The following is an 18,642-nucleotide window of genomic DNA, read 5'->3' as shown; positions in this document are numbered from 1 at the left end:
GGAGTTAGAGCGCGCCCTTCGTGGAAGGCAGGATGCCGGCCGCGCGCGGGTCGCGCTCGGAGGCGTAGCGCAGGGCCCGGGCCAGCGCCTTGAACTGGCACTCCACGATGTGGTGGGCGTTGCGCCCGTACGGGACGTGGATGTGCAGGGCGATCTGGGCCTGGGCGACGAAGGACTCGAAGATGTGGCGGGTCATCGTCGTGTCGTAGGAGCCGATCATCGGCGCCATGTTCTCGGGCTCGGTGTGCACCAGGTAGGGGCGGCCGGAGAGGTCGACGGTGACCTGGGCGAGGGACTCGTCCAGCGGGACGGTGCAGTTGCCGAACCGGTAGATGCCGACCTTGTCGCCGAGCGCCTGCTTGAAGGCGGCGCCGAGGGCGAGGGCGGTGTCCTCGATGGTGTGGTGCGAGTCGATGTGCAGGTCGCCGTCGGTCTTGACGGTGAGGTCGAAGAGCCCGTGGCGGCCGAGCTGGTCGAGCATGTGGTCGTAGAAGCCCACACCGGTCGCCACGTCGACCTTCCCGGTGCCGTCGAGGTCGATCTCGACGACGACGGAGGTCTCCTTGGTGGTGCGCTCGACTCTTCCTACGCGGCTCATGCGCTCTGCTCCTTCTTGACTTCACGGACCGCGTCGAGGAACGCGTCGTTCTCTTCAGGGGTGCCGGCGGTGACCCGAAGCCAGCCCGGTACGCCGTTGTCCCGGACCAGGACGCCTCGGTCGAGGATCCGCTGCCATGCCTCGTGGGAGCCGGCGGCTCCGTCGAAGCGGCCGAACTGGACGAAGTTGGCGTCCGACTCGGTGACCTCGTAGCCGATCGCGCGCAGCTCGGTGACCAGGCGGTCCCGCTCGGTCTTGAGCTGTTCGACGTACCCGAGGAGCGTATCGGTGTGCTCCAGGGCGGCGAGCGCGGTGGCCTGCGTGACGGCGGACAGGTGGTACGGCAGGCGTACGAGCTGCACGGCGTCGACCACGGCCGGATGGGCGGCCAGGTAGCCCAGGCGCAGGCCGGCCGCGCCGAAGGCCTTGGACATGGTGCGGGAGACGACCAGGTTCGGGCGGCCCTCGATCAGCGGCAGGAGCGAGTCCCGGTGGCTGAACTCGACGTAGGCCTCGTCGACGACCACCAGCGAGGGCTTGGCGGCCTGGGCGGCCTCGTACAGGGCGAGGACCGTCTCGGCCTCGACCGCCGTGCCGGTGGGGTTGTTGGGCGAGGTGATGAAGACGACGTCCGGCCGGTGCTCGGAGATCGCCTGCTCGGCCGCCTCGACGTCGATGGTGAAGTCCTCGTTGCGCGGGCCGGAGATCCAGCCGGTGCCGGTGCCGCGCGCGATGAGCGCGTGCATCGAGTACGAGGGTTCGAAGCCGATGGCCGTACGTCCGGGGCCGCCGAAGGTCTGCAGCAGCTGCTGGAGGACCTCGTTGGAGCCGTTGGCGGCCCAGACGTTCTCGACGGCGACGGGGTGCTTTCCGGTACGGGTGAGGTAGCGGGCGAGCTCGGTGCGGAGCTCGATCGCGTCCCGGTCCGGGTAGCGGTTGAGGCCGCGGGCGGCCTCGGCGACCCGCTCCGCGATCCGCGCCACCAGGGGCTCGGGCAGCGGGTAGGGGTTCTCGTTGGTGTTCAGCTGGACGGGGACGTCGAGCTGGGGCGCGCCGTACGGGGACTTGCCGCGCAGCTCGTCGCGGATGGGGAGATCGTCGATGCCGGTCACTTGCTCTCAGGCACCTTCCATCCGAACCGGGCCTTGAGCGCGGCGCCGTGGGCGGGCAGGTCCTCGGCCTCGGCGAGGGTCACGACGTGGTGGGTGACGTCGGCGAGGGCGTCGCGGGTGTAGTCCACGATGTGGACGCCGCGCAGGAAGGACTGGACGGACAGGCCGGAGGAGTGGCAGGCGCAGCCGCCGGTGGGCAGCACGTGGTTGGACCCGGCGCAGTAGTCGCCGAGGGAGACCGGCGCCCAGGGGCCGACGAAGATCGCGCCCGCGTTGCGGACGCGCTCGGCGCGGGCGGCGGCGTCGGCGGTCTGGATCTCCAGGTGCTCGGCGCCGTACGCGTCGACGACCTTGAGGCCGTCCTCCAGGTCGCTGACGAGGACGATCGCGGACTGCTTGCCGGCCAGGGCCGGGACGATCCGGTCGTCGACGTGCTTGGTGGCGGCGACCTGCGTCTTCAGCTCGGCCTCGGTGGCGGCGGCCAGCTCCTCGGAGTCGGTGACGAGGACGGCCGCGGCCATCGGGTCGTGCTCGGCCTGGCTGATGAGGTCGGCGGCGACGTGCACGGGGTCGGCGGTGGAGTCCGCGAGGATCGCGATCTCGGTCGGGCCGGCCTCGGCGTCGATGCCGATGCGGCCGGTGAAGTACCGCTTGGCGGCGGCGACCCAGATGTTGCCGGGTCCGGTGACCATGTTGGCGGGGGCGCAGGACTCGGTGCCGTACGCGAACATCGCGACGGCCTGGGCGCCGCCGACCGCGTACACCTCGTCGACGCCGAGCAGCGCGCACGCGGCCAGGATCGTCGGGTGCGGCAGGCCGCCGAACTCCTTCTGCGGCGGGGACGCGAGCGCGAGGGACTCGACGCCCGCCTCCTGGGCCGGGACCGCGTTCATGATCACGGAGGAGGGGTAGACGGAGCGGCCGCCGGGCACGTAGAGGCCGACGCGCTGGACGGGGATCCACTTCTCGGTCACCGTGCCCCCGGGCACGACCTGGGTGGTGTGCGGGGTGCGGCGCTGCGCGCGGTGGACGATCCGGGCCCGGCGGATGGACTCCTCCAGGGCCGCACGGACGGCGGGGTCGAGCTGCTCCAGGGCCTCGGCGAGCGCCTCCACGGGCACGCGCACGTGCTCCAGGGTCACGCCGTCGAACTTCTCCGCGTACTCGACCAGTGCCGCGTCGCCCCGATGATGGACGTCCTCGCAGATGGGCCGCACCTTCTCCAGGGCGGCTTCCACGTCGAACTCGGCACGGGGCAGCAGGTCGCGCAGAGCGCCACCCTCGGGGAGGGCGTCGCCGCGCAGGTCGATACGAGAGATCACGGGTCAATTCTCGCAGACGCCCCACGGGCGCCGGTCGTCCGTATCACTGGCTGATACGAGCCACAGTGGCGTCTAGTCGCCACAGCTGACCGTTAGCGTTCACTCCGTCACTCAGCGGGAAGAACGGCTGTACGAATCCAGGGAAGCGGGTTCGTGGAAAGCGAGGGGGCGGCAGTGACCGAGCCGCACGAGGACGGAATGCCGGACGGTCTGACGGGCCCGGAGCGCGTCATGTGGCGGGCCTTCCGGATCGGCAGGACCTGCGATCTGAGCGACGGGGACGCGACGCGGGACGACCCCTTCGGGACGCACGTCTGGGGCGAGGAACGCAGTGTGCGCGCCGAGGTGGTGGCGCTGCTGCTGCTCGACGGCCCGCCGCCGCGCTCCGGGCGGGTCGCGGCGCTGAAGATGCGCGGCGTGCGGATCACGGGCGTGCTCAATCTGGCCGGCGGCACGGTCGATCCGTACGTGGAGTGGAACCGCTGCCGTTTCGACCAGGAGATCGTGCTGCCGGAGGCGCGCTTCGGCACGGTGCGGATGGTGGAGTGCGCGATACCGCGGATCGAGGCGGCGCGGCTGCACACCCAGGGCGATCTGCATCTGCCCCGGTGCCGGGTGCAGCGCGGCATCCGGCTGACGGACGCCCAGATAGGCACGGACCTGCTGATCAACCAGATCCAGGTGTGGCCGGACCGGCGCGGCCGGGCGATCACGGCGGACGGTCTCGTGGTGGCGCAGGACCTCCAGGCCGAGCTGATCGAGACGTACGGCGAGCTGAGCCTGCGCGGGGCGAAGGTGGGGGTGTCGCTGAGCCTGCGGGGCAGCGTGCTGCGCGGGGCACAGCAGCGCCGCGCGCTGAACGCGCCGCAGCTGACGGTGGAGCGCTCGCTCTATCTGAACGCGGCGTGGGTGTACGAGGGCTCGGGGAACGCCACGGCCACTCCCCCGTACGGCATCGGGTACACCCCGGTGCGCGGCGCGCGGCGCAAGCCGGTGGAGTGCCATGGCGGGGTGCGCCTGGACGACGGGCGGTTCGGCGACGCGGTGGACCTGCACTACGCGCGGTTCGTGCTGGACGGGGCGAAGCGGGAGGAGGTCTCGCTGCGCCGGATCGCGACGCCGGAGCTGCGGTTCAACGGGGAGCAGCCGGAGGAGGGGCGGGTGGTGCTCAACGGCGCCCGCGTGGTGACGCTGATCGACCTCTCCACGAGCTGGCCGGGGCCGGGCGGCCTGTCGATGAACGGCTTCGTCTACGAGAACCTCGTGCCGTACGGCCACTTCCCGCTCACCCGCCGCCTGGAGTGGGTGGCGGCGGCGACCCCGGAGTACGCCCCGGAGCCGTACGAACGGCTGGCGACGGTGCTGCGCAACAGCGGGGAGGACGCGGACGCCCGGGAGGTGCTGCTCGCCAAGCAGCGCAGGCGCCGGGAGACGTTGCCGGTGGCCGGGAAGGTGTGGGGCTACATCCAGGACCTGACGGTGGCGTACGGGTACCGGCCGGGCCGGGCGGCGCTGTGGATGGGGGTGCTGTGGGCGGCGGGCGCGCTGGCGTTCTCGCGCAACGATCCGGCGCCGCTGAAGCCGGAGGAGTCGCCGAACTGGAACGCCGCGCTGTACGCGCTGGATCTGCTGGTGCCGGTGATCAATCTCGGCCAGGAGGGCTACTGGCGGCTCGAAGGCGTGTGGCAGTGGGCCGCGACGGCGCTGATCCTGCTGGGCTGGGTGCTGGCGACGACGGTGGCGGCGGGGGCGTCGAGACTGCTGCGGCGGGGATGAGACGAGACGGGTGAGACTCCTGAGGTACGTGGGGAGAATGGGTCTGAGGGGACAGTTTCCGCCAACCCCCACCCCTTTCTTTACGCTGTCTTGACCAACGACAGGACAACTTTCCCGCCGCTACCAAAGCTTCACAGTCCCCCACTGGCGCCGCTCCCACCTGCGGTTTTCAATGGTCCGCACCATGTCTTTGCTCCGTGCCCTGATCGGCACCGCCCGTCTGGTCCGGCACGCACCGCGGCTCACCGCCGCCCTGCCGCCGGACGACGACGTGCTGCTCGACGTGCCGGACGAGCGGCTCGCCCCCGCGCTGATCGCGGCCGCGCTCGCCGACCCCGAGCCCGCTGCCAAGCTGCTCGCGACGACCCGGGACGGCGCCGAGTGGGAGGCGCGGGACCGGTACGTGGCGCGTCTGGCCACGTTCGCGTACAGCCGTGACGAGTGGCTGAGCCGCTGGCTGGAAGCGACGCCGCGCGACCCGGACGCGCTGCTCGTGAAGGCCGAACTCGCGGTGCGCAGGGCCTGGGAGTCCCCGGCCCGCGCGGAGCGGCTGCGGGAACTGGGGCCGCTGATCGACGCGGCGGCGGAGGCCGCACCCGGTGACCCGGTGCCCTGGCGGCTCGCCCTGGACCACGCGCGCGGCACCCACGCGGGGCACGCGGCCTTCGAGTCGCTGTGGGAGCAGGCCGTACGCCGCTCCCCGCACCACTACGGCTGCCACGTCGCCGCGCTGCGGTACTTCTCCGCCCAGTGGTACGGCTCGCACCGCGAGTGCTTCGACTTCGCGGAGCAGGCCGCCGAGGACGCGCCGGCCGGCTCGCTGGCACGGGCGCTCCCGGTCAACGCGGCCTTCGCCCAGTACCTCACGGGCACCGGGCCGATCCCCGAGGACCGGATCGACGCGGCGGCGGACCGGGGGCTCGCGCTGTCGGCGGCGTACCCGGAGGGCGATCCGTGGCCGGCCGAGGTCCGCAATCTGCTGGTGTACGTGCTGTTCCGGCGCGGGCGCTGGGAGGAGGCGCTGGAGGAGTTCCGGAAGATCGGCCCGTACGCCACCTCGTTCCCCTGGGCGCTGGTCGGCGACGATCCGCTGAGCGGTTTCCTGGAGACCCGGGACGCCGTACGGGGTGAGGTGGCGCGGACGATTCCGCTCCGCGGGAAGGGCCTCGGAACCGACCGTGGACCCGGGCGGGGCGCAGAGCTGCGGACCGGACATGGACGGGCCGGACGAAGCGGCCCCGGCGGCCATTACGCTTAGCCGCTGTGACCACCGCTCGCCTGCCTCTCTTCCCGCTCAACGCGGTGCTGTTCCCGGGCCTCGTGCTGCCCCTGAACGTGTTCGAGGAGCGGTATCGCGCCATGATGCGCGAGCTGCTCGAGACCGACGAGTCGGAGCCGCGCCGCTTCGCCGTCGTCGCGATCCGCGACGGCCGTGAGGTCGCGCCGACGGCGCCGGGGATGCCGGACCCGACGGCGATGCCGGAGAAGGGGCCCGCCGCGGGCTTCGGCCCGGACCCGATCCAGGCGTTCCACCGGGTGGGCTGCATCGCCGACGCGGCGACGATCCGGGAGCGGGCGAACGGGAGCTTCGAGGTGATGGCCACGGGGACGACCCGGGTGAAGCTGCTGTCGGTGGACGCGACCGGTCCGTTCCTGGTGGCCGAGGTCGAGGAGATCCCGGAGGAGCAGGGCGACGAGGCGGGCACGCTCGCGGAGGGCGTGCTGCGGGCGTTCCGGAGCTACCAGAAGCGGCTGGCGGGCGCGCGGGAGCGGTCGCTGACGACCAGTGACCTGCCGGACGACCCGTCGGTTGTGTCGTACCTGGTGGCGGCGGCCGCGGTGCTGGACACCCCGGCGAAGCAGCGGCTGCTGCAGGCGCCGGACACGGCGACGCGGCTGCGGGAGGAGCTGACGCTGCTGCGGTCGGAGACGGCGGTGCTGCGGCACCTGCCGTCACTGCCGGCGGTGGAGCTGACCCGCGCGCCGACGAGTCCGAACTGACGGAGGAGCCGAGTGGCGAAGAAGCAGAAGAAGCAGACGGGCGGCACTCCGGCGACGGTGGCTCTGGCGACGGCGGGGGTGGAGTACACCCTCCACTCGTACGCCCACGACCCGGCGTCACCGTCGTACGGCGAGGAGGCGGCGGAGGCGCTGGGCATCTCCCCCGACCGGGTCTTCAAGACGCTGGTCGCGGACGTCGACGGCGAACTCACGGTCGCGATCGTCCCGGTCGCCGGCCAGCTGGACCTGAAGGCCCTGGCCTCGGCGGTCGGCGGCAAGCGCGCGACGATGGCGGACCCGACCCTGGCGGAACGCACGACGGGCTACGTCCGAGGCGGCATCTCCCCCCTGGGCCAACGCAAACGCCTCCGCACGGTCCTGGACGCCTCGGCATCCACCCACGAAACGATCTGCATCTCAGCAGGCCGCCGGGGCCTGGAGGTAGAACTCACCCCCGAGTCCCTGACCGCTCTGACCTCAGCGGTCCTCTCTCCCATCGGCCGGAGCTAGGGCGGGGGCAGACGAAGCCCCCGCCCCGGCACCGCTCAGGGGGCGCGCCCCGTGCCCTGCGCGGCGCGAAGCGCGTCTCGGCGGCGGCCTCAGACGTCCGTGCGCGTCGGCGCCGGGGCGGTCATCGAGGGGGCCACGGGGTTTCGGGGTCCCTGGGGCCGAAGAGGGTCGTCAGGGCCAGGTGGGCGATCATGGCCGCCAAGGGCCACGCCAGCAACGCCCCCGCCCACATCTCCAGCTTCAGCGGCGCGTCGAAGACCACGTTCGCGCCCACCTCACGCGCGTGCGCGACCACGTCGTGCGTCGGGCCGAGGAACGTACCCACGCCCCACCCGAGCAGCGAGCCCAGCACACCGCCCGCCGCCAGCCCGAGCACCAGCGCCACGCCCCCGTGCCGGTGGACCAGGAAGACGAGCGTCGCCGCCACCACACCGAAGCCGAACGCCAGCAGCACGAACGTTCCGTCCGCCCCGACCGCCGCCTCCCCCTCGCTGTCCCGCAGGAACACCGCCTTGCCGTCCGAGATGAGCGGAACCCTCGGCGCCAGCCACAGCCACAGCAGCCCCAGCACCACACCCGCCACCGTCGAGACCGCGGCCACCACGGCGGCCTGCCGCAGCTCCGTGGCCGGGCTCGGGGACCCGTCGTCCGCGGGCAGCGGCGGGTAGGGCGCCGACCAGCCATACGGCGGCACCGCATCGTTCGGCTCGGGGTTCTCGTTCGGAGGTGTCATGGGCTCGTTCGGCGGCTCGTGAGGCTGGTGAGGCGGTGTCAGAGGTGCGGTCACCCCGCCATCGTGCCAGGTACGGAACCGACCCGCCTCAGCGGACCGCCGCCCGGCGATACGCCCAGGTGGCCACCGCGAGCGACAGCACGCCCACCGCGCCGCACACCGCGAGGTCCAGACCGACCGCCGCCCAGTCCGGACGCGCGTCGAAGGTCCGGGCCAGCGCCTCCACCCCGTACGTCGACGGCAGCAGGTCCCGCGCCCAGCCGATCGGCCCCGGCAGCCGGTCCGCCGGCAGTACGCCGAGGAGCAGCGCGGCCGACATGCCCAGCTGCCCGAGCAGCGTCGCGAGTTCCTGGCGCGGCGCGAGCAGCCCGAGCGCCGCGCCCAGACCGGCGAGCGCGGCCCCGGCCAGCGGCACGACCGCCGCGAGGATCCAGAGGTGGCCGAGCGGCAGCCCGAAGAGCAGCGACCCGATCACCGCGGTCACCACCGTCCCCGGCACCGTGAAGGACGCGTACGCCCCCGCCGCCCCGAGCACCACGGCCGCCGGCGGCACCGGCAGGGTGGCGTAGTGGTCGAGGCCGCCGGTCGCCCGCAGCTGTCCGAAGTACTGGGCGAGCAGGTTGAGCGCGACGAACGCGACGACGAGTACCGCCGAACCCGCCACGACGGCCCGCGCCTCCGCCCCGCCGTCGACGACGCCCCGCATCAGGACCATGATCCCGACGGACTGGAACGTCGCCACGAAGAGCAGGGGGATGCGGGAGACCCGGGCCCGCGAGAGCTGCGCGCGGTACACGGCGCCGAGCGCGGGCAGCAGCCGGGCGCGCGGAGCCAACGGCGCCGGCGGCGCCGGCAGCGTCCCCGAGGCACCGGAGGCCCCGGCCGACACCGAGGCGGACACCGACCCGGACGCCGAAGCAGACCCCGACGCCGACCCCGGCCCCGGCGCCGACCCCGACGCAGCCTGGGCGGGCACGATACTCACTCCGTACAGCTCCTCACGCCTTGACCAACCCCTGCGTCTCCCCGCCCAGCGCCAGATACACGTCCTCCAGGCTCGGCGTCGCCAGAGTGAAGTCGTCCAGGGCCGCGAACGCCGCCCCGCCCGTCACCGCCGCGACCGCCGCCCGGGCCTCGTCCGGGGCGAGCCGGAGGGTCCAGCGGCGGCCCGCCTCCTGCGCGAGCCCGCGCAGCGCGGCGACCTCGGGCACGTCCAGCGGGGCGCTCTCGCGCCACACCAGGTCGACCCGGACCTCGCCCGCGACCTGCTCCTTGAGCCCGGCCGGGGTGTCGCAGGCGATGACCCGGCCCCGCTCCAGCACGGCGACCCGGTCCAGTACGGTCTCGGCCTCGATCACGTTGTGGGTGACGAGCAGCACGGTGGTGCCGTGCTCGGCGCGCCGCCGGTCGACGGCAGCCCAGACGGCCCGCCGCGCGACGGGGTCCATCCCGGTGGTGGGCTCGTCCAGGACGAGGACCGGCCGCTCGCCGACCAGCGCGGCCGCCACACACGCGAGGCGCCGTTGTCCGCCCGACAGCTTCTTCAGCGGACGCCCGGCGAGCTCACCCAGACCCAGCTCGTCCAGAACGGCGTCCTTCTCGGCCCGCGCGTCCCGGGCCGAGAGCCCCCGCAACCGCGCGGTGGTCTCGGCGGCGAGCGCGACCGTCAGTTCGTCGAGCGCGGTGGACTCCTGGCCGAGGTACGCGAGCAGGCGCGCGGCGCGCTCCGGGTGGCGTACGAGGTCGTGGCCGAGCAGTTCGACCGTGCCGGAGTCGGGGCGCATCAGTCCGGTCAGCTGGCGGACGAGCGTGGACTTGCCGGCGCCGTTGGGGCCGAGCAGCCCGAAGATCTCGCCGCCCCGGACATCGAGGCTGATGCCGTCGGTGGCGCGGATCTCCGGCGTCGCGGGCGTACCCCGCCGGGCGCGCACGGCGGGGTACGTCTTGACCAGATCCCGCACCACGCACACCGTACTCACGGGGGAAGAGCCTACGGGGTCCCTCGGCCTACTCCCCCGCGGGGGCGCGTTCCGCGGCGGCCCGGACATCGATCTCGCGCCAGAACCCTGCCCGGATCGCGTACCGGTCGTGCTCGTCGATCTGGTCGTCCTTGTGGGCGAGCAGGCCGAACCTGGCCGCGTACCGGAGCAGTTCGCCGTCGATGCGGTGCGGGATCCGCGGGTACATCAGGGAGAGCTTCTGGACGTGGCTCTGCTCGGGGAGCCGTTCCATCCACCGGCGCGCGAACACCTGCCCGACCTCGAAGGGGTCGCCTCCGACCGTGGTGATGTCCTCCTCGCGGTCCGCCCAGCGCTGTTCGGCGCTGGTGAGCTGGGCGAGGGTGGGCAGGGACGCGGTCTCGGGCGGCTCGCCGAGAGCGGCTGGTGGGCGGTCGATCCACCCTTTGTCGGACGACCAGCGGAGGGTGGCGGCGGGCTGGTGCGCGCCGTGCCCCCCTGGGCCGCCAGGCCCTCCGGGACCGCCAGGTGCGCCCGGACCACCGGGTCCGCGCAGCCCGGCCAGGTCCTTGGGCGTGGGGACGCCCTTCCCGGGGGACGGGGCGGGCACCCCGGCCGCCGCCACTCCGTTCTCGGAGGTCGCCGACGCGGGCGCGGCGGTGTCGGAGGCCGCGGATCCGTTGCGTACGGAGGCGGCGGCCGCGGCCGCCGCCTCGGCGGCCCGCTCGGCGGAGGCGGCGAGCGCCGACTCGGGCAGCGGGGCGGAGAGGATGGCGGCGATCTCGGGGCGCGGGGCCGGCGGGGGCGCGCAGATGCCGGTGAGGTCCTTGGCGCGGACGGCCCGGGTGATCCAGGCCCGGTCGAGGACCCGGCGTTCGTCGGCCTCGGCAACGAGGTCCTCGGACTGGTTGTAGTCGCCGTCGGCGGCCTGGACGGCCCAGAGGTGGACGGCGACGCCGTGCTCCTTGGCGGACATCAGGCCGGGCAGCAGGTCGCCGTCGCCGGTCACCAGGACCACGTCGGAGCAGGCCCGGTTCCTTGCCAGCTCGGTCAGTTCGGCGTGCATGGCCGCGTCGACGCCCTTCTGCGCCCAGCGGCCGTCGCTGCGGGTCAGGGCCCCGAGCCGGACGGTCACCCGGGGCATCACGCGGAGCCTGCGGTGCTCGGGCTGGGGCACGCGGTCGGGCGCGCCGTCGAACCAGTAGATGCGGAGCAGGGGCTGCTCGGTGTCCGCCTCGGCCCGTTCCCGCAGGTTCTGGATGAGCGCGGCGTGGTCGACGGTGATCCGGGAGCGGGCCGGTTCCCCGGCGAGGAGACTCGCGGCCGCGCCCAGCAGATAGCCGGCGTCCACCAGAACGACGCAGCGGTCCACGTGTTCCACCCTCTTTCGGGAACCTCGGGATCGGAAGTTGCTTCGGATTTCCTTCGAGTCTGCCCGAACGTCGGGAGGTTGACGGCCGGAACTGGATCATCGGCGTGGCGAATGTCACTCCGTGGCCGACAGGCACCCCCTTCACTGTCGGTAATGATCCAAAATGCGGCGGTTCACCCCGTGTGTGAGTCTGGCAGCGGCCCTGGCCCCGAGTTCCCCTTGAGGAGGCATCACCATGGCCAAGAATCGCAAGCAGAACCGCAGTCAGCAGCAGTCCTCACCGGCCGAGCGCGGCGCCCAGCAGGCGCAGCAGTCGTCGATGGAGTCGCAGGCCGAGCAGCGCGCCCACCAGGTGACTCCCGGCGACATGGCACGCAAGGGCCGGCAGAAGCGCTTCGGTCACAACTGACCGCGCGTAACCCCGGAAGGGGCGCACCCGTGACGACGGGCGCGCCCCTTCCGCGCGTGGGTGGCCGGAGCCGGCGGCCGAAGCCCTATCCCGCCAGGCAGGACGGCCCGAGCAGGACCTTCAGGTCGCCGAAGAGCGCGGGATCGGGCTGGACCCGGTGCCGGTCGAGCCGCAGGACTGTCGTCTTGCGGGGGCCCTGGAGCTTGATCCGTACCTCGGTGTTGCCCTTGTGGTGCCCCAGGATCTCGCCGAGGCGGCTGACCATCGGCGGGGTGACCTTCACCGTCGGGATGGTGAGGATGACGGGTGCGTTGGTCCCGGCGTTCGACAGGTCGGGGACCATCAGCTCCATGGCGACCAGCCGGGGCACGTCCTCGCGCTTGTCGAGGCGGCCCTTGACGAAGACGACCGTGTCCTCGACGAGCTGGGTGGAGACCAGCTGGTACGTGGCCGGGAAGAACATGCACTCGATGGAGCCGGCCAGGTCCTCCACGGTGGCGATGGCCCAGGCGTTGCCCTGCTTGGTCATCTTGCGCTGGAGGCCGGAGATGATGCCGCCGATGGTGACGACCGCGCCGTCGCTGTGCTCGCCGCCGGTGAGCTGGGAGATCGCCGCGTCCGTCTTGTCGGAGAGGACGTGCTCGATGCCGAAGAGCGGGTGGTCGGAGACGTAGAGGCCGAGCATCTCGCGCTCCTGGGCGAGCAGGTAGGACTTCTCCCACTCGACATCGGAGAACTCCACGTCCAGGCCGAAGCCGGGCTCGTCGCTCGTCTCGTCGCCCATGCCGCCGAAGAGGTCGAACTGCCCCTCGGCCTCCTTGCGCTTGACCGCGACCACGTTGTCGATCATCGGCTCGTGGTGGGCGACCAGGCTCTTGCGGGTGTGGCCCATCTCGTCGAAGGCGCCGGCCTTGATCAGCGACTCGATGGTCCGCTTGTTGCAGACGACGGCCTCGACCTTGTCGAGGAAGTCGGGGAAGGTCGCGTACTTCCCCTTCGCCTTGCGCGTCTTGATGATCGACTCGACGACGTTGGTGCCGACGTTACGGACGGCGGAGAGGCCGAAGAGGATCACGTCGTCGCCCTGGGCGGCGAAGTTCGACTCCGACTCGTTGACGTTCGGCGGCAGGACCTTGATGCCCATGCGCCGGCACTCGTTCAGATAGACGGCGGACTTGTCCTTGTCGTCCTTGACCGAGGTCAGCAGTCCGGCCATGTACTCGGCGGGGTAGTTCGCCTTGAGGTACGCCGTCCAGTACGTGACCAGGCCGTACGCGGAGGAGTGCGCCTTGTTGAAGGCGTAGCCGGCGAAGGGCACCAGGACGTCCCAGAGGGCCTGGATGGCCTCGTCGCTGTAGCCCCGGCCGCGGGCGCCCTCCTGGAAGATGGTGAAGTTCTTCGCCAGCTCCTCGGGCTTCTTCTTGCCCATCACTCGACGGAGGATGTCGGCCTCGCCGAGGGAGTACCCGGCGATGATCTGGGCGGCCTTCTGCACCTGCTCCTGGTAGACGATCAGGCCGTAGGTGACGTCGAGGACCTCCCTGAGGGGCTCCTCCAGCTCCGGGTGGATCGGAGTGATCTCCTGCTGCTTGTTCTTGCGCAGGGCGTAGTTCGTGTGCGAGTTCATGCCCATCGGGCCCGGCCGGTACAGGGCCGAGACGGCGGAGATGTCCTCGAAGTTGTCGGGCTTCATCAGCCGCAGCAGCGACCGCATGGGGCCGCCGTCGAACTGGAAGACGCCGAGCGTGTCACCGCGGCAGAGCAGTTCGTACGTCTTGGGGTCGTCCAGCGGGATGGCCAGGAGGTCGAGGTCGATGCCCTTGTTGGCCTTCACCATCTTGACGGCGTCGTCCATGATCGTGAGGTTGCGCAGGCCCAGGAAGTCCATCTTGATCAGGCCGAGGGACTCGCACTGCGGGTAGTCCCACTGCGTGATCGTGACGCCGTCGGTGTGCCGCACCCAGATCGGGGCGTGGTCGACGATGGGCTCGCTGGACATGATCACGCCGGCCGCGTGCACGCCCATCTGCCGGACCAGGCCCTCCACACCCTTGGCGGTGTCGATGACCTTCTTCACGTCCGGCTCGTTCTCGTACATCGCCCGGATCTCGCCGGCCTCGCTGTAGCGCGGGTGCGAGGGGTCGGTGATGCCGTTGAGGTCGATGCCCTTGCCGAGGACGTCGGCGGGCATGGCCTTGGTGAGCCGGTCGCCCATGGCGTACGGGTAGCCGAGGACGCGGGCGGAGTCCTTGATGGCGTTCTTCGCCTTGATCTTTCCGTACGTACCGATCATGGCGACCTTGTCCTCGCCGTACTTCTCGGTCACGTACCGGATCACCTCGACGCGCCGACGCTCGTCGAAGTCGATGTCGACATCGGGCATGGAGACGCGCTCGGGGTTGAGGAACCGCTCGAAGATCAGTCCGTGCTCGATCGGGTCGAGGTCGGTGATGCCCATGGCGTACGCGACGATCGAGCCGGCGGCGGAGCCTCGGCCGGGGCCCACGGCGATGCCGTTCTTCTTCGCCCACATGATGAAGTCGGCGACGACGAGGAAGTAGCCCGGGAACCCCATCTGGATGATGACGTCCATCTCGTACTCGGCCTGCTTCTGCCGGTCCTCGGGGACGCCGCCGGGGTAGCGGCGGGCCATGCCGCGCCGCACCTCCTCCTTGAACCAGGTGACGTTGGTGTAGCCCTCTTCCGGGATGTCGAACTTCGGCATGAGGTTCTTGGCCTCGAACATGCCGGTGGTGTCGATCTGCTCGGCGACCAGCAGGGTGTTGCGGCAGCCCTCCTGCCAGGCGTCCGAGGAGTCGATGGCGTACATCTCGTCCGTGGACTTGAGGTAGTAGCCGGTGCCGTCGAAGCGGAAGCGGTCCGGGTCCGAGAGGTTCTTGCCGGTCTGGATGCAGAGCAGGGCGTCGTGCGCGGCCGACTCGTGCGCGTACGTGTAGTGCGAGTCGTTGGTGACCAGCGGCGGGATGCCGAGCTTCTTGCCGATCTCCAGGAGCCCGTCACGGACCCGGCGCTCGATCTCGATGCCGTGGTCCATCAGCTCCAGGAAGTACCGGTCCTTGCCGAAGATGTCCTGGTACTCGGAGGCGGCCTTCAGGGCCTCGTCGAACTGGCCGAGGCGCAGCCGGGTCTGCAGCTCTCCCGACGGGCAGCCGGTGGAGGCGATCAGGCCCTCGGACCACTGGGAGATGGTCTCCTTGTCCATCCGGGGCCACTTCTGGAGCCAGCCCTCGGCGTAGGCGTCGGAGGAGAGCCGGAAGAGGTTGTGCAGTCCGGTGTTGTTCGCCGCCCAGATCGTCTTGTGGGTGTAGCCACCGGAACCGGAGACGTCGTCCCGCTTCTGGTGCGGCTGGCCCCACTGGATCTTCCGCTTGTTCCGCCGGGACTCCGGGGCGACGTACGCCTCGATGCCGATGATCGGCGTGACCCCGGCCTTCTTGGCCGAATGGAAGAAGTCGTACGCCCCGTGCAGGTTGCCGTGGTCGGACATGGCGATATGGGTCATGCCCATCTCGTTGCACGCGTTGAACATGTCCTTGAGCCGCGCGGCACCGTCCAGCAGCGAGTACTGGGTGTGTACGTGAAGGTGCGTGAAGGGCGGCTTGGTCACGGCGGGAGGCCTCCGGAAACGCTGGGCGACAGGCTGCGAACAGTCTGGGGGGACAGCGTGGAAGTCTACGTCTCTCCACTGACACTCGCGGGGCACTCGGGGGTACGGTCGCGCGTTGGAAGACTCGGAACACCCGTCCCAATTGTCATGAACAGTCTTGCACCAGGAGGCATCTCGATGTCGGTCCCCCAGCCCACCGCCGCGGAGCGCGGTGAGCAGATCCTCACCGTCTTCGACACCGCCTTCGGAGAGCTCCTCGCCGCCGACCCGTCCGCCTTCCGCGTCAAGTTCCGCAAGATGGCCGGCTCCGCCTTCGCCTTCTACCGGGGTACGGCGTGCCTCTTCTACGCGGACCTGGAGCAGGAGCAGCAGGGCGGTCCGTACCTGGACGAGCGGACCGGCCGGGTCTGGATCCACGGCGATCTGCACGCCGAGAACTTCGGCACGTACATGGACGCCAACGGCCGGCTGATCTTCAACGTGAACGACTTCGACGAGGCGTACGTCGGCCCCTTCACCTGGGACCTGAAGCGGCTCTCCGCCTCGCTCGCGCTGATCGGGTACGCGAAGGCGCTCAGTGACGAGCAGATCACGGAGCTCGTACGGATCTACGCGGCGGCCTACCGGGAGCGCATCCACGCCCTGGCCACCGGCGCCAAGGACGACGAGGTGCCGCCCTTCACGCTGGACACCGCCGAGGGCCCGCTCCTGGACGCCCTGCGCGTCGCCCGCTCGCTCACGCGCTTCGGGCTGCTCGACTCGATGACGGAGATCCGCGAGTTCGAGCGCCGGTTCTCCTCCGGCGCCGGCTCCATCGAGCTGGACGCGGCGACCCGCTACAAGGTGCTCGCGGCCTTCGACGGCTATCTGGAGACCCTGCCGGAGTCCTCGCTCACGCGCCCCGACTCGTACCGCGTCAAGGACGTCGTCGGGCGGCGCGGGATCGGCATCGGCTCGGCCGGTCTGCCGTCGTACAACATCCTCCTGGAGGGCAACAGCGACGCCCTGGAGAACGACGTCGTGATCTACGTGAAGCAGGCCCAGACGCCCGCCGTGTCGCGCCATGTCACGGACGCGGCGGTACGGGAGTACTTCCAGCACGAGGGCCACCGCACGGTCATCTCGCAGCGGGCCCTGCAGGCGCACGCGGACCCGTGGCTGGGCTGGACGGAGCTGGACGGCTCCGGGCAGCTGGTCGCGGAGGTCTCCCCGTACGCGGTGGACCTGGACTGGTCGGACATCGACGACCCGGCGGAGATCGCGGCGACCGTGGCCGACCTCGGCCGGGCGACGGCGACGATGCACGCGGCGGCCGACGACTCCAGCGGGCACTCCCTGGTGCCGTTCTCCACGGAGCGGGCCATCGACGCGGCGATCGCGGCCGACGAGGAGGGCTTCGCGGACCTTCTGGTCGACTTCGCCCACGGCTACGGGGCACGCGCGCGTGCGGACCACCAGATCTTCGTGGACCTGTTCCGCAACGGCCGGATCCCGGGCCTGTAGCCCGTTCACAGCTCGCCCTTAGCGGCGTCTTACAGCACGGCGTGGCACACTCTCCAGCGGCTATGGACATATCAGGGAAGCGGCTCAGGGGGCTGCGGGCGGCGCTCTTCACGGCACTGGTCGTGACGCTGTCCGCCGGTTCCCATGTCCTGCTCTCCCAGGTGCCGCTCCCCCTGCTGACGGTGGGACTGCTGTCGGCCGGCGTCTTCGCCGTCGCGTACGCGCTGGCCGGCCGCGAGCGCGGCTTCGGCCCCATCGCCGGGCTGCTCGTCCCGCTTGAGCTCGCCGCCGACACGATCTTCACCACCGGCCAGGCGGTCTGTTACGGCCCCGCCGGCGGCCCGGTCGCCGGTTCGCTGCGCGCGGTGGGCGTGGACGTGCTGTGCGGCGGCGCCGTCGGCACCCCGCTGCCGGGCGTCGCCGCGCCGGAGAGCGGGACCGCCGCCGCCCTGCTCAGCTCCCCCGCCCCGGCCCTGCCGTGGCTGCTGCTCGCCGCCCATGTGTCGGTCGGGCTCTTCGCGGCGGCCTGGCTGCGGCACGGCGAGCGGGCGCTCGCCCGGCTGGTCGGCGCCGTCGCGGCCTTCGCCTTCCGGCCCCTGATGGTCGTCGCCGCGCTCCTCGGCGCGCCCCGCCCGGTGCGCGGGCGGGCGGGCCGCCCCACGGACCGGCCGCGCCCCTCCCGTACACGCCTTCTCGTGCACTCCGTCGGACGGAGGGGACCGCCGCGCTCGGGCTTCGCCCTCGCCTGAGCACCGCAGTCCCCTTTCCTTCCCTTTCGCCCTTCCGGGCTTTCGACTTCACGGAGATCACGATCATGAGCGCACGCAACAGCCACGCCAACAAGGCGGCCGCCCGCGAGCGGCTGCGCGTCGAGCGCGAACGCCAGGCCAAGAAGGAGAAGGTGCGCCGCCAGGTGACCGTCGCCGTCTCGGCGGTCGCCGTCCTGGCGGTCGCCGGTGGCGTCGGCTACGCCGTCGTCCAGGCCAACAAGCCCTCGCACTGGGAGGCGGCGGCCAAGGAGTCGACGGTCACCGCGCCCAAGAACACCGAGGGCACGGACGGTACGACGGTCGTCGTGGGCAAGCCGACGGCGAAGAAGACTCTGGAGATCTACGAGGACTCGCGCTGCCCGGTGTGCGCGCAGTTCGAGCAGCAGGTCGGCCCGACCGTCGACAAGGACGTGGAGGCCGGCAAGTACAAGCTGAAGTACGTCGGCGCCACCTTCATCGACAACGCCGACCAGGGTGAGGGTTCGAAGAACGCCCTGTCGGCCCTGGGCGCGGCCCTCGACGTGAGCCCCGAGGCGTTCCTGAAGTACAAGGCGGCGCTCTACTCCGCGGAGTTCCACCCGGAGGAGAGCAAGGACGAGTTCGCCAAGGACTCCTACCTCCTGAAGGTCGCGGACTCGGTCCCGGCGCTGAAGGGGAACGCCGCGTTCAAGAAGAACGTGGAGGACGGCACCTTCGACACGTGGGCGATGAGGATGTCGGCGGCCTTCGACAAGAGCGGTGTGAAGGGGACGCCGACGCTGAAGATGGACGGCAAGGCGCTGACGGTCGCGGGCAGCCAGAACCCGCCGCTGACGGTGGAGGAGTTCAACGCGGCGCTCGCCCCCGCGCTGAAGGGCTAGGGCCTTTCGTTTGGATCAGGCCGGATCAGGGAGCGGGGTCTGGTGCCGTGGATCGCAAGGCGGAGGAGGGCGCCAGGGCGGAGCCATGGC

Annotated in this window: 16 protein-coding genes; 8 read left to right on the top strand and 8 right to left on the bottom strand. The window is 71.5% G+C overall.

The features are described 5' to 3' along the window. Window positions 1–4: 4 nt before the first annotated feature. The 3 genes from hisB to hisD are packed head-to-tail and all read right to left on the bottom strand — an operon-like array spanning window position 5 to window position 3,032. Window positions 5–598: an imidazoleglycerol-phosphate dehydratase HisB gene (gene hisB / locus ACWF79_RS27220; protein WP_158986436.1), complete on the bottom strand. Its 594-nt coding sequence runs from the start codon at window positions 596–598 to the stop codon at window positions 5–7. After that, a complete protein-coding gene (locus ACWF79_RS27215) occupies window positions 595–1,710 on the bottom strand; it encodes a histidinol-phosphate transaminase (protein ID WP_453730794.1) in 1,116 nt (371 codons plus the stop codon). Before ACWF79_RS27215 ends, hisB begins: the two co-directional genes overlap by 4 nt. Then, a complete protein-coding gene (gene hisD, locus ACWF79_RS27210; RefSeq protein ID WP_453730793.1) occupies window positions 1,707–3,032 on the bottom strand; it encodes a histidinol dehydrogenase in 1,326 nt (441 codons plus the stop codon). Before hisD ends, ACWF79_RS27215 begins: the two co-directional genes overlap by 4 nt. 174 nt (window positions 3,033–3,206) lie before the next feature. Between hisD and ACWF79_RS27205 the strand changes: the two genes are divergently transcribed. The 4 genes from ACWF79_RS27205 to ybaK all read left to right on the top strand — a co-directional run bounded on the left by ACWF79_RS27205 (window position 3,207) and on the right by ybaK (window position 7,319). Further along, a complete protein-coding gene (locus ACWF79_RS27205; RefSeq protein ID WP_453730792.1) occupies window positions 3,207–4,808 on the top strand; it encodes an oxidoreductase in 1,602 nt (533 codons plus the stop codon). 172 nt (window positions 4,809–4,980) lie between these two features. Next, entirely contained in the window at window positions 4,981–6,066 is a 1,086-nt protein-coding gene (locus ACWF79_RS27200) for a hypothetical protein (RefSeq protein WP_453730791.1), read from the top strand. Window positions 6,067–6,071: 5 nt separating this feature from the next. Continuing rightward, a complete protein-coding gene (locus ACWF79_RS27195) occupies window positions 6,072–6,809 on the top strand; it encodes an LON peptidase substrate-binding domain-containing protein (RefSeq protein WP_453730790.1) in 738 nt (245 codons plus the stop codon). A 12-nt stretch (window positions 6,810–6,821) separates the two neighbouring features. Then, window positions 6,822–7,319 carry a Cys-tRNA(Pro) deacylase gene (gene ybaK / locus ACWF79_RS27190; protein ID WP_453730789.1) on the top strand — a complete coding sequence of 166 codons (498 nt, stop codon included), beginning with the start codon at window positions 6,822–6,824 and terminating at the stop codon, window positions 7,317–7,319. Window positions 7,320–7,440: 121 nt separating this feature from the next. Here ybaK and ACWF79_RS27185 read toward each other — a convergent pair whose 3' ends face one another. From ACWF79_RS27185 to ACWF79_RS27170, 4 genes are all read right to left on the bottom strand, one after another. After that, window positions 7,441–8,052 (bottom strand): DUF2567 domain-containing protein, encoded by a 612-nt coding sequence (locus ACWF79_RS27185; RefSeq protein WP_453730788.1) that lies wholly within the window; start codon window positions 8,050–8,052, stop codon window positions 7,441–7,443. Window positions 8,053–8,140: 88 nt separating this feature from the next. Then, entirely contained in the window at window positions 8,141–8,953 is an 813-nt protein-coding gene (locus ACWF79_RS27180; protein ID WP_453730787.1) for an ABC transporter permease, read from the bottom strand. Window positions 8,954–9,050: 97 nt separating this feature from the next. Continuing rightward, window positions 9,051–10,016: an ABC transporter ATP-binding protein gene (locus tag ACWF79_RS27175; protein ID WP_453730827.1), complete on the bottom strand. Its 966-nt coding sequence runs from the start codon at window positions 10,014–10,016 to the stop codon at window positions 9,051–9,053. A gap of 43 nt (window positions 10,017–10,059) precedes the next feature. After that, window positions 10,060–11,391, bottom strand: coding sequence for an NYN domain-containing protein (locus ACWF79_RS27170; protein ID WP_453730786.1), 1,332 nt, complete (start codon window positions 11,389–11,391; stop codon window positions 10,060–10,062). Between the two features lie 226 nt (window positions 11,392–11,617). Between ACWF79_RS27170 and ACWF79_RS27165 the strand changes: the two genes are divergently transcribed. Continuing rightward, a complete protein-coding gene (locus ACWF79_RS27165) occupies window positions 11,618–11,791 on the top strand; it encodes a hypothetical protein (RefSeq protein WP_453730785.1) in 174 nt (57 codons plus the stop codon). An 85-nt stretch (window positions 11,792–11,876) separates the two neighbouring features. Here the strand turns inward: ACWF79_RS27165 and dnaE are convergent, their stop codons facing one another. Beyond that, complete coding sequence (dnaE, locus tag ACWF79_RS27160; protein WP_453730784.1) at window positions 11,877–15,419, bottom strand: DNA polymerase III subunit alpha; 3,543 nt, start codon at window positions 15,417–15,419, stop codon at window positions 11,877–11,879. 177 nt (window positions 15,420–15,596) lie between these two features. Between dnaE and ACWF79_RS27155 the strand changes: the two genes are divergently transcribed. The 3 genes from ACWF79_RS27155 to ACWF79_RS27145 all read left to right on the top strand — a co-directional run bounded on the left by ACWF79_RS27155 (window position 15,597) and on the right by ACWF79_RS27145 (window position 18,552). Then, window positions 15,597–16,922, top strand: coding sequence for a DUF2252 domain-containing protein (locus ACWF79_RS27155; RefSeq protein ID WP_453730783.1), 1,326 nt, complete (start codon window positions 15,597–15,599; stop codon window positions 16,920–16,922). A 62-nt stretch (window positions 16,923–16,984) separates the two neighbouring features. Further along, window positions 16,985–17,671, top strand: coding sequence for a hypothetical protein (locus ACWF79_RS27150; RefSeq protein WP_453730782.1), 687 nt, complete (start codon window positions 16,985–16,987; stop codon window positions 17,669–17,671). A 65-nt stretch (window positions 17,672–17,736) separates the two neighbouring features. Further along, entirely contained in the window at window positions 17,737–18,552 is an 816-nt protein-coding gene (locus ACWF79_RS27145; protein WP_453730781.1) for a DsbA family protein, read from the top strand. The last annotated feature ends 90 nt before the right edge of the window (window positions 18,553–18,642 follow it).

The organism is Streptomyces sp. NPDC054975 (genome assembly GCF_053609105.1).
The sequence above is the reverse complement of the archived record's forward strand: the minus strand, read 5'-3'. Positions and strand labels throughout refer to the sequence as shown.

Coding starts and splice junctions, on each gene's coding strand:
- ACWF79_RS27200 (WP_453730791.1), top strand. CDS start 4,981: ATGGTCCGCACCATGTCTTTGCTCCGTGCCCTGATCGGCACCGCCCGT.
- ACWF79_RS27185 (WP_453730788.1), bottom strand. CDS start 8,052: ATGACACCTCCGAACGAGAACCCCGAGCCGAACGATGCGGTGCCGCCG.
- hisB (WP_158986436.1), bottom strand. CDS start 598: ATGAGCCGCGTAGGAAGAGTCGAGCGCACCACCAAGGAGACCTCCGTC.
- ACWF79_RS27155 (WP_453730783.1), top strand. CDS start 15,597: ATGTCGGTCCCCCAGCCCACCGCCGCGGAGCGCGGTGAGCAGATCCTC.
- ACWF79_RS27145 (WP_453730781.1), top strand. CDS start 17,737: ATGAGCGCACGCAACAGCCACGCCAACAAGGCGGCCGCCCGCGAGCGG.
- ACWF79_RS27150 (WP_453730782.1), top strand. CDS start 16,985: ATGGACATATCAGGGAAGCGGCTCAGGGGGCTGCGGGCGGCGCTCTTC.
- ACWF79_RS27165 (WP_453730785.1), top strand. CDS start 11,618: ATGGCCAAGAATCGCAAGCAGAACCGCAGTCAGCAGCAGTCCTCACCG.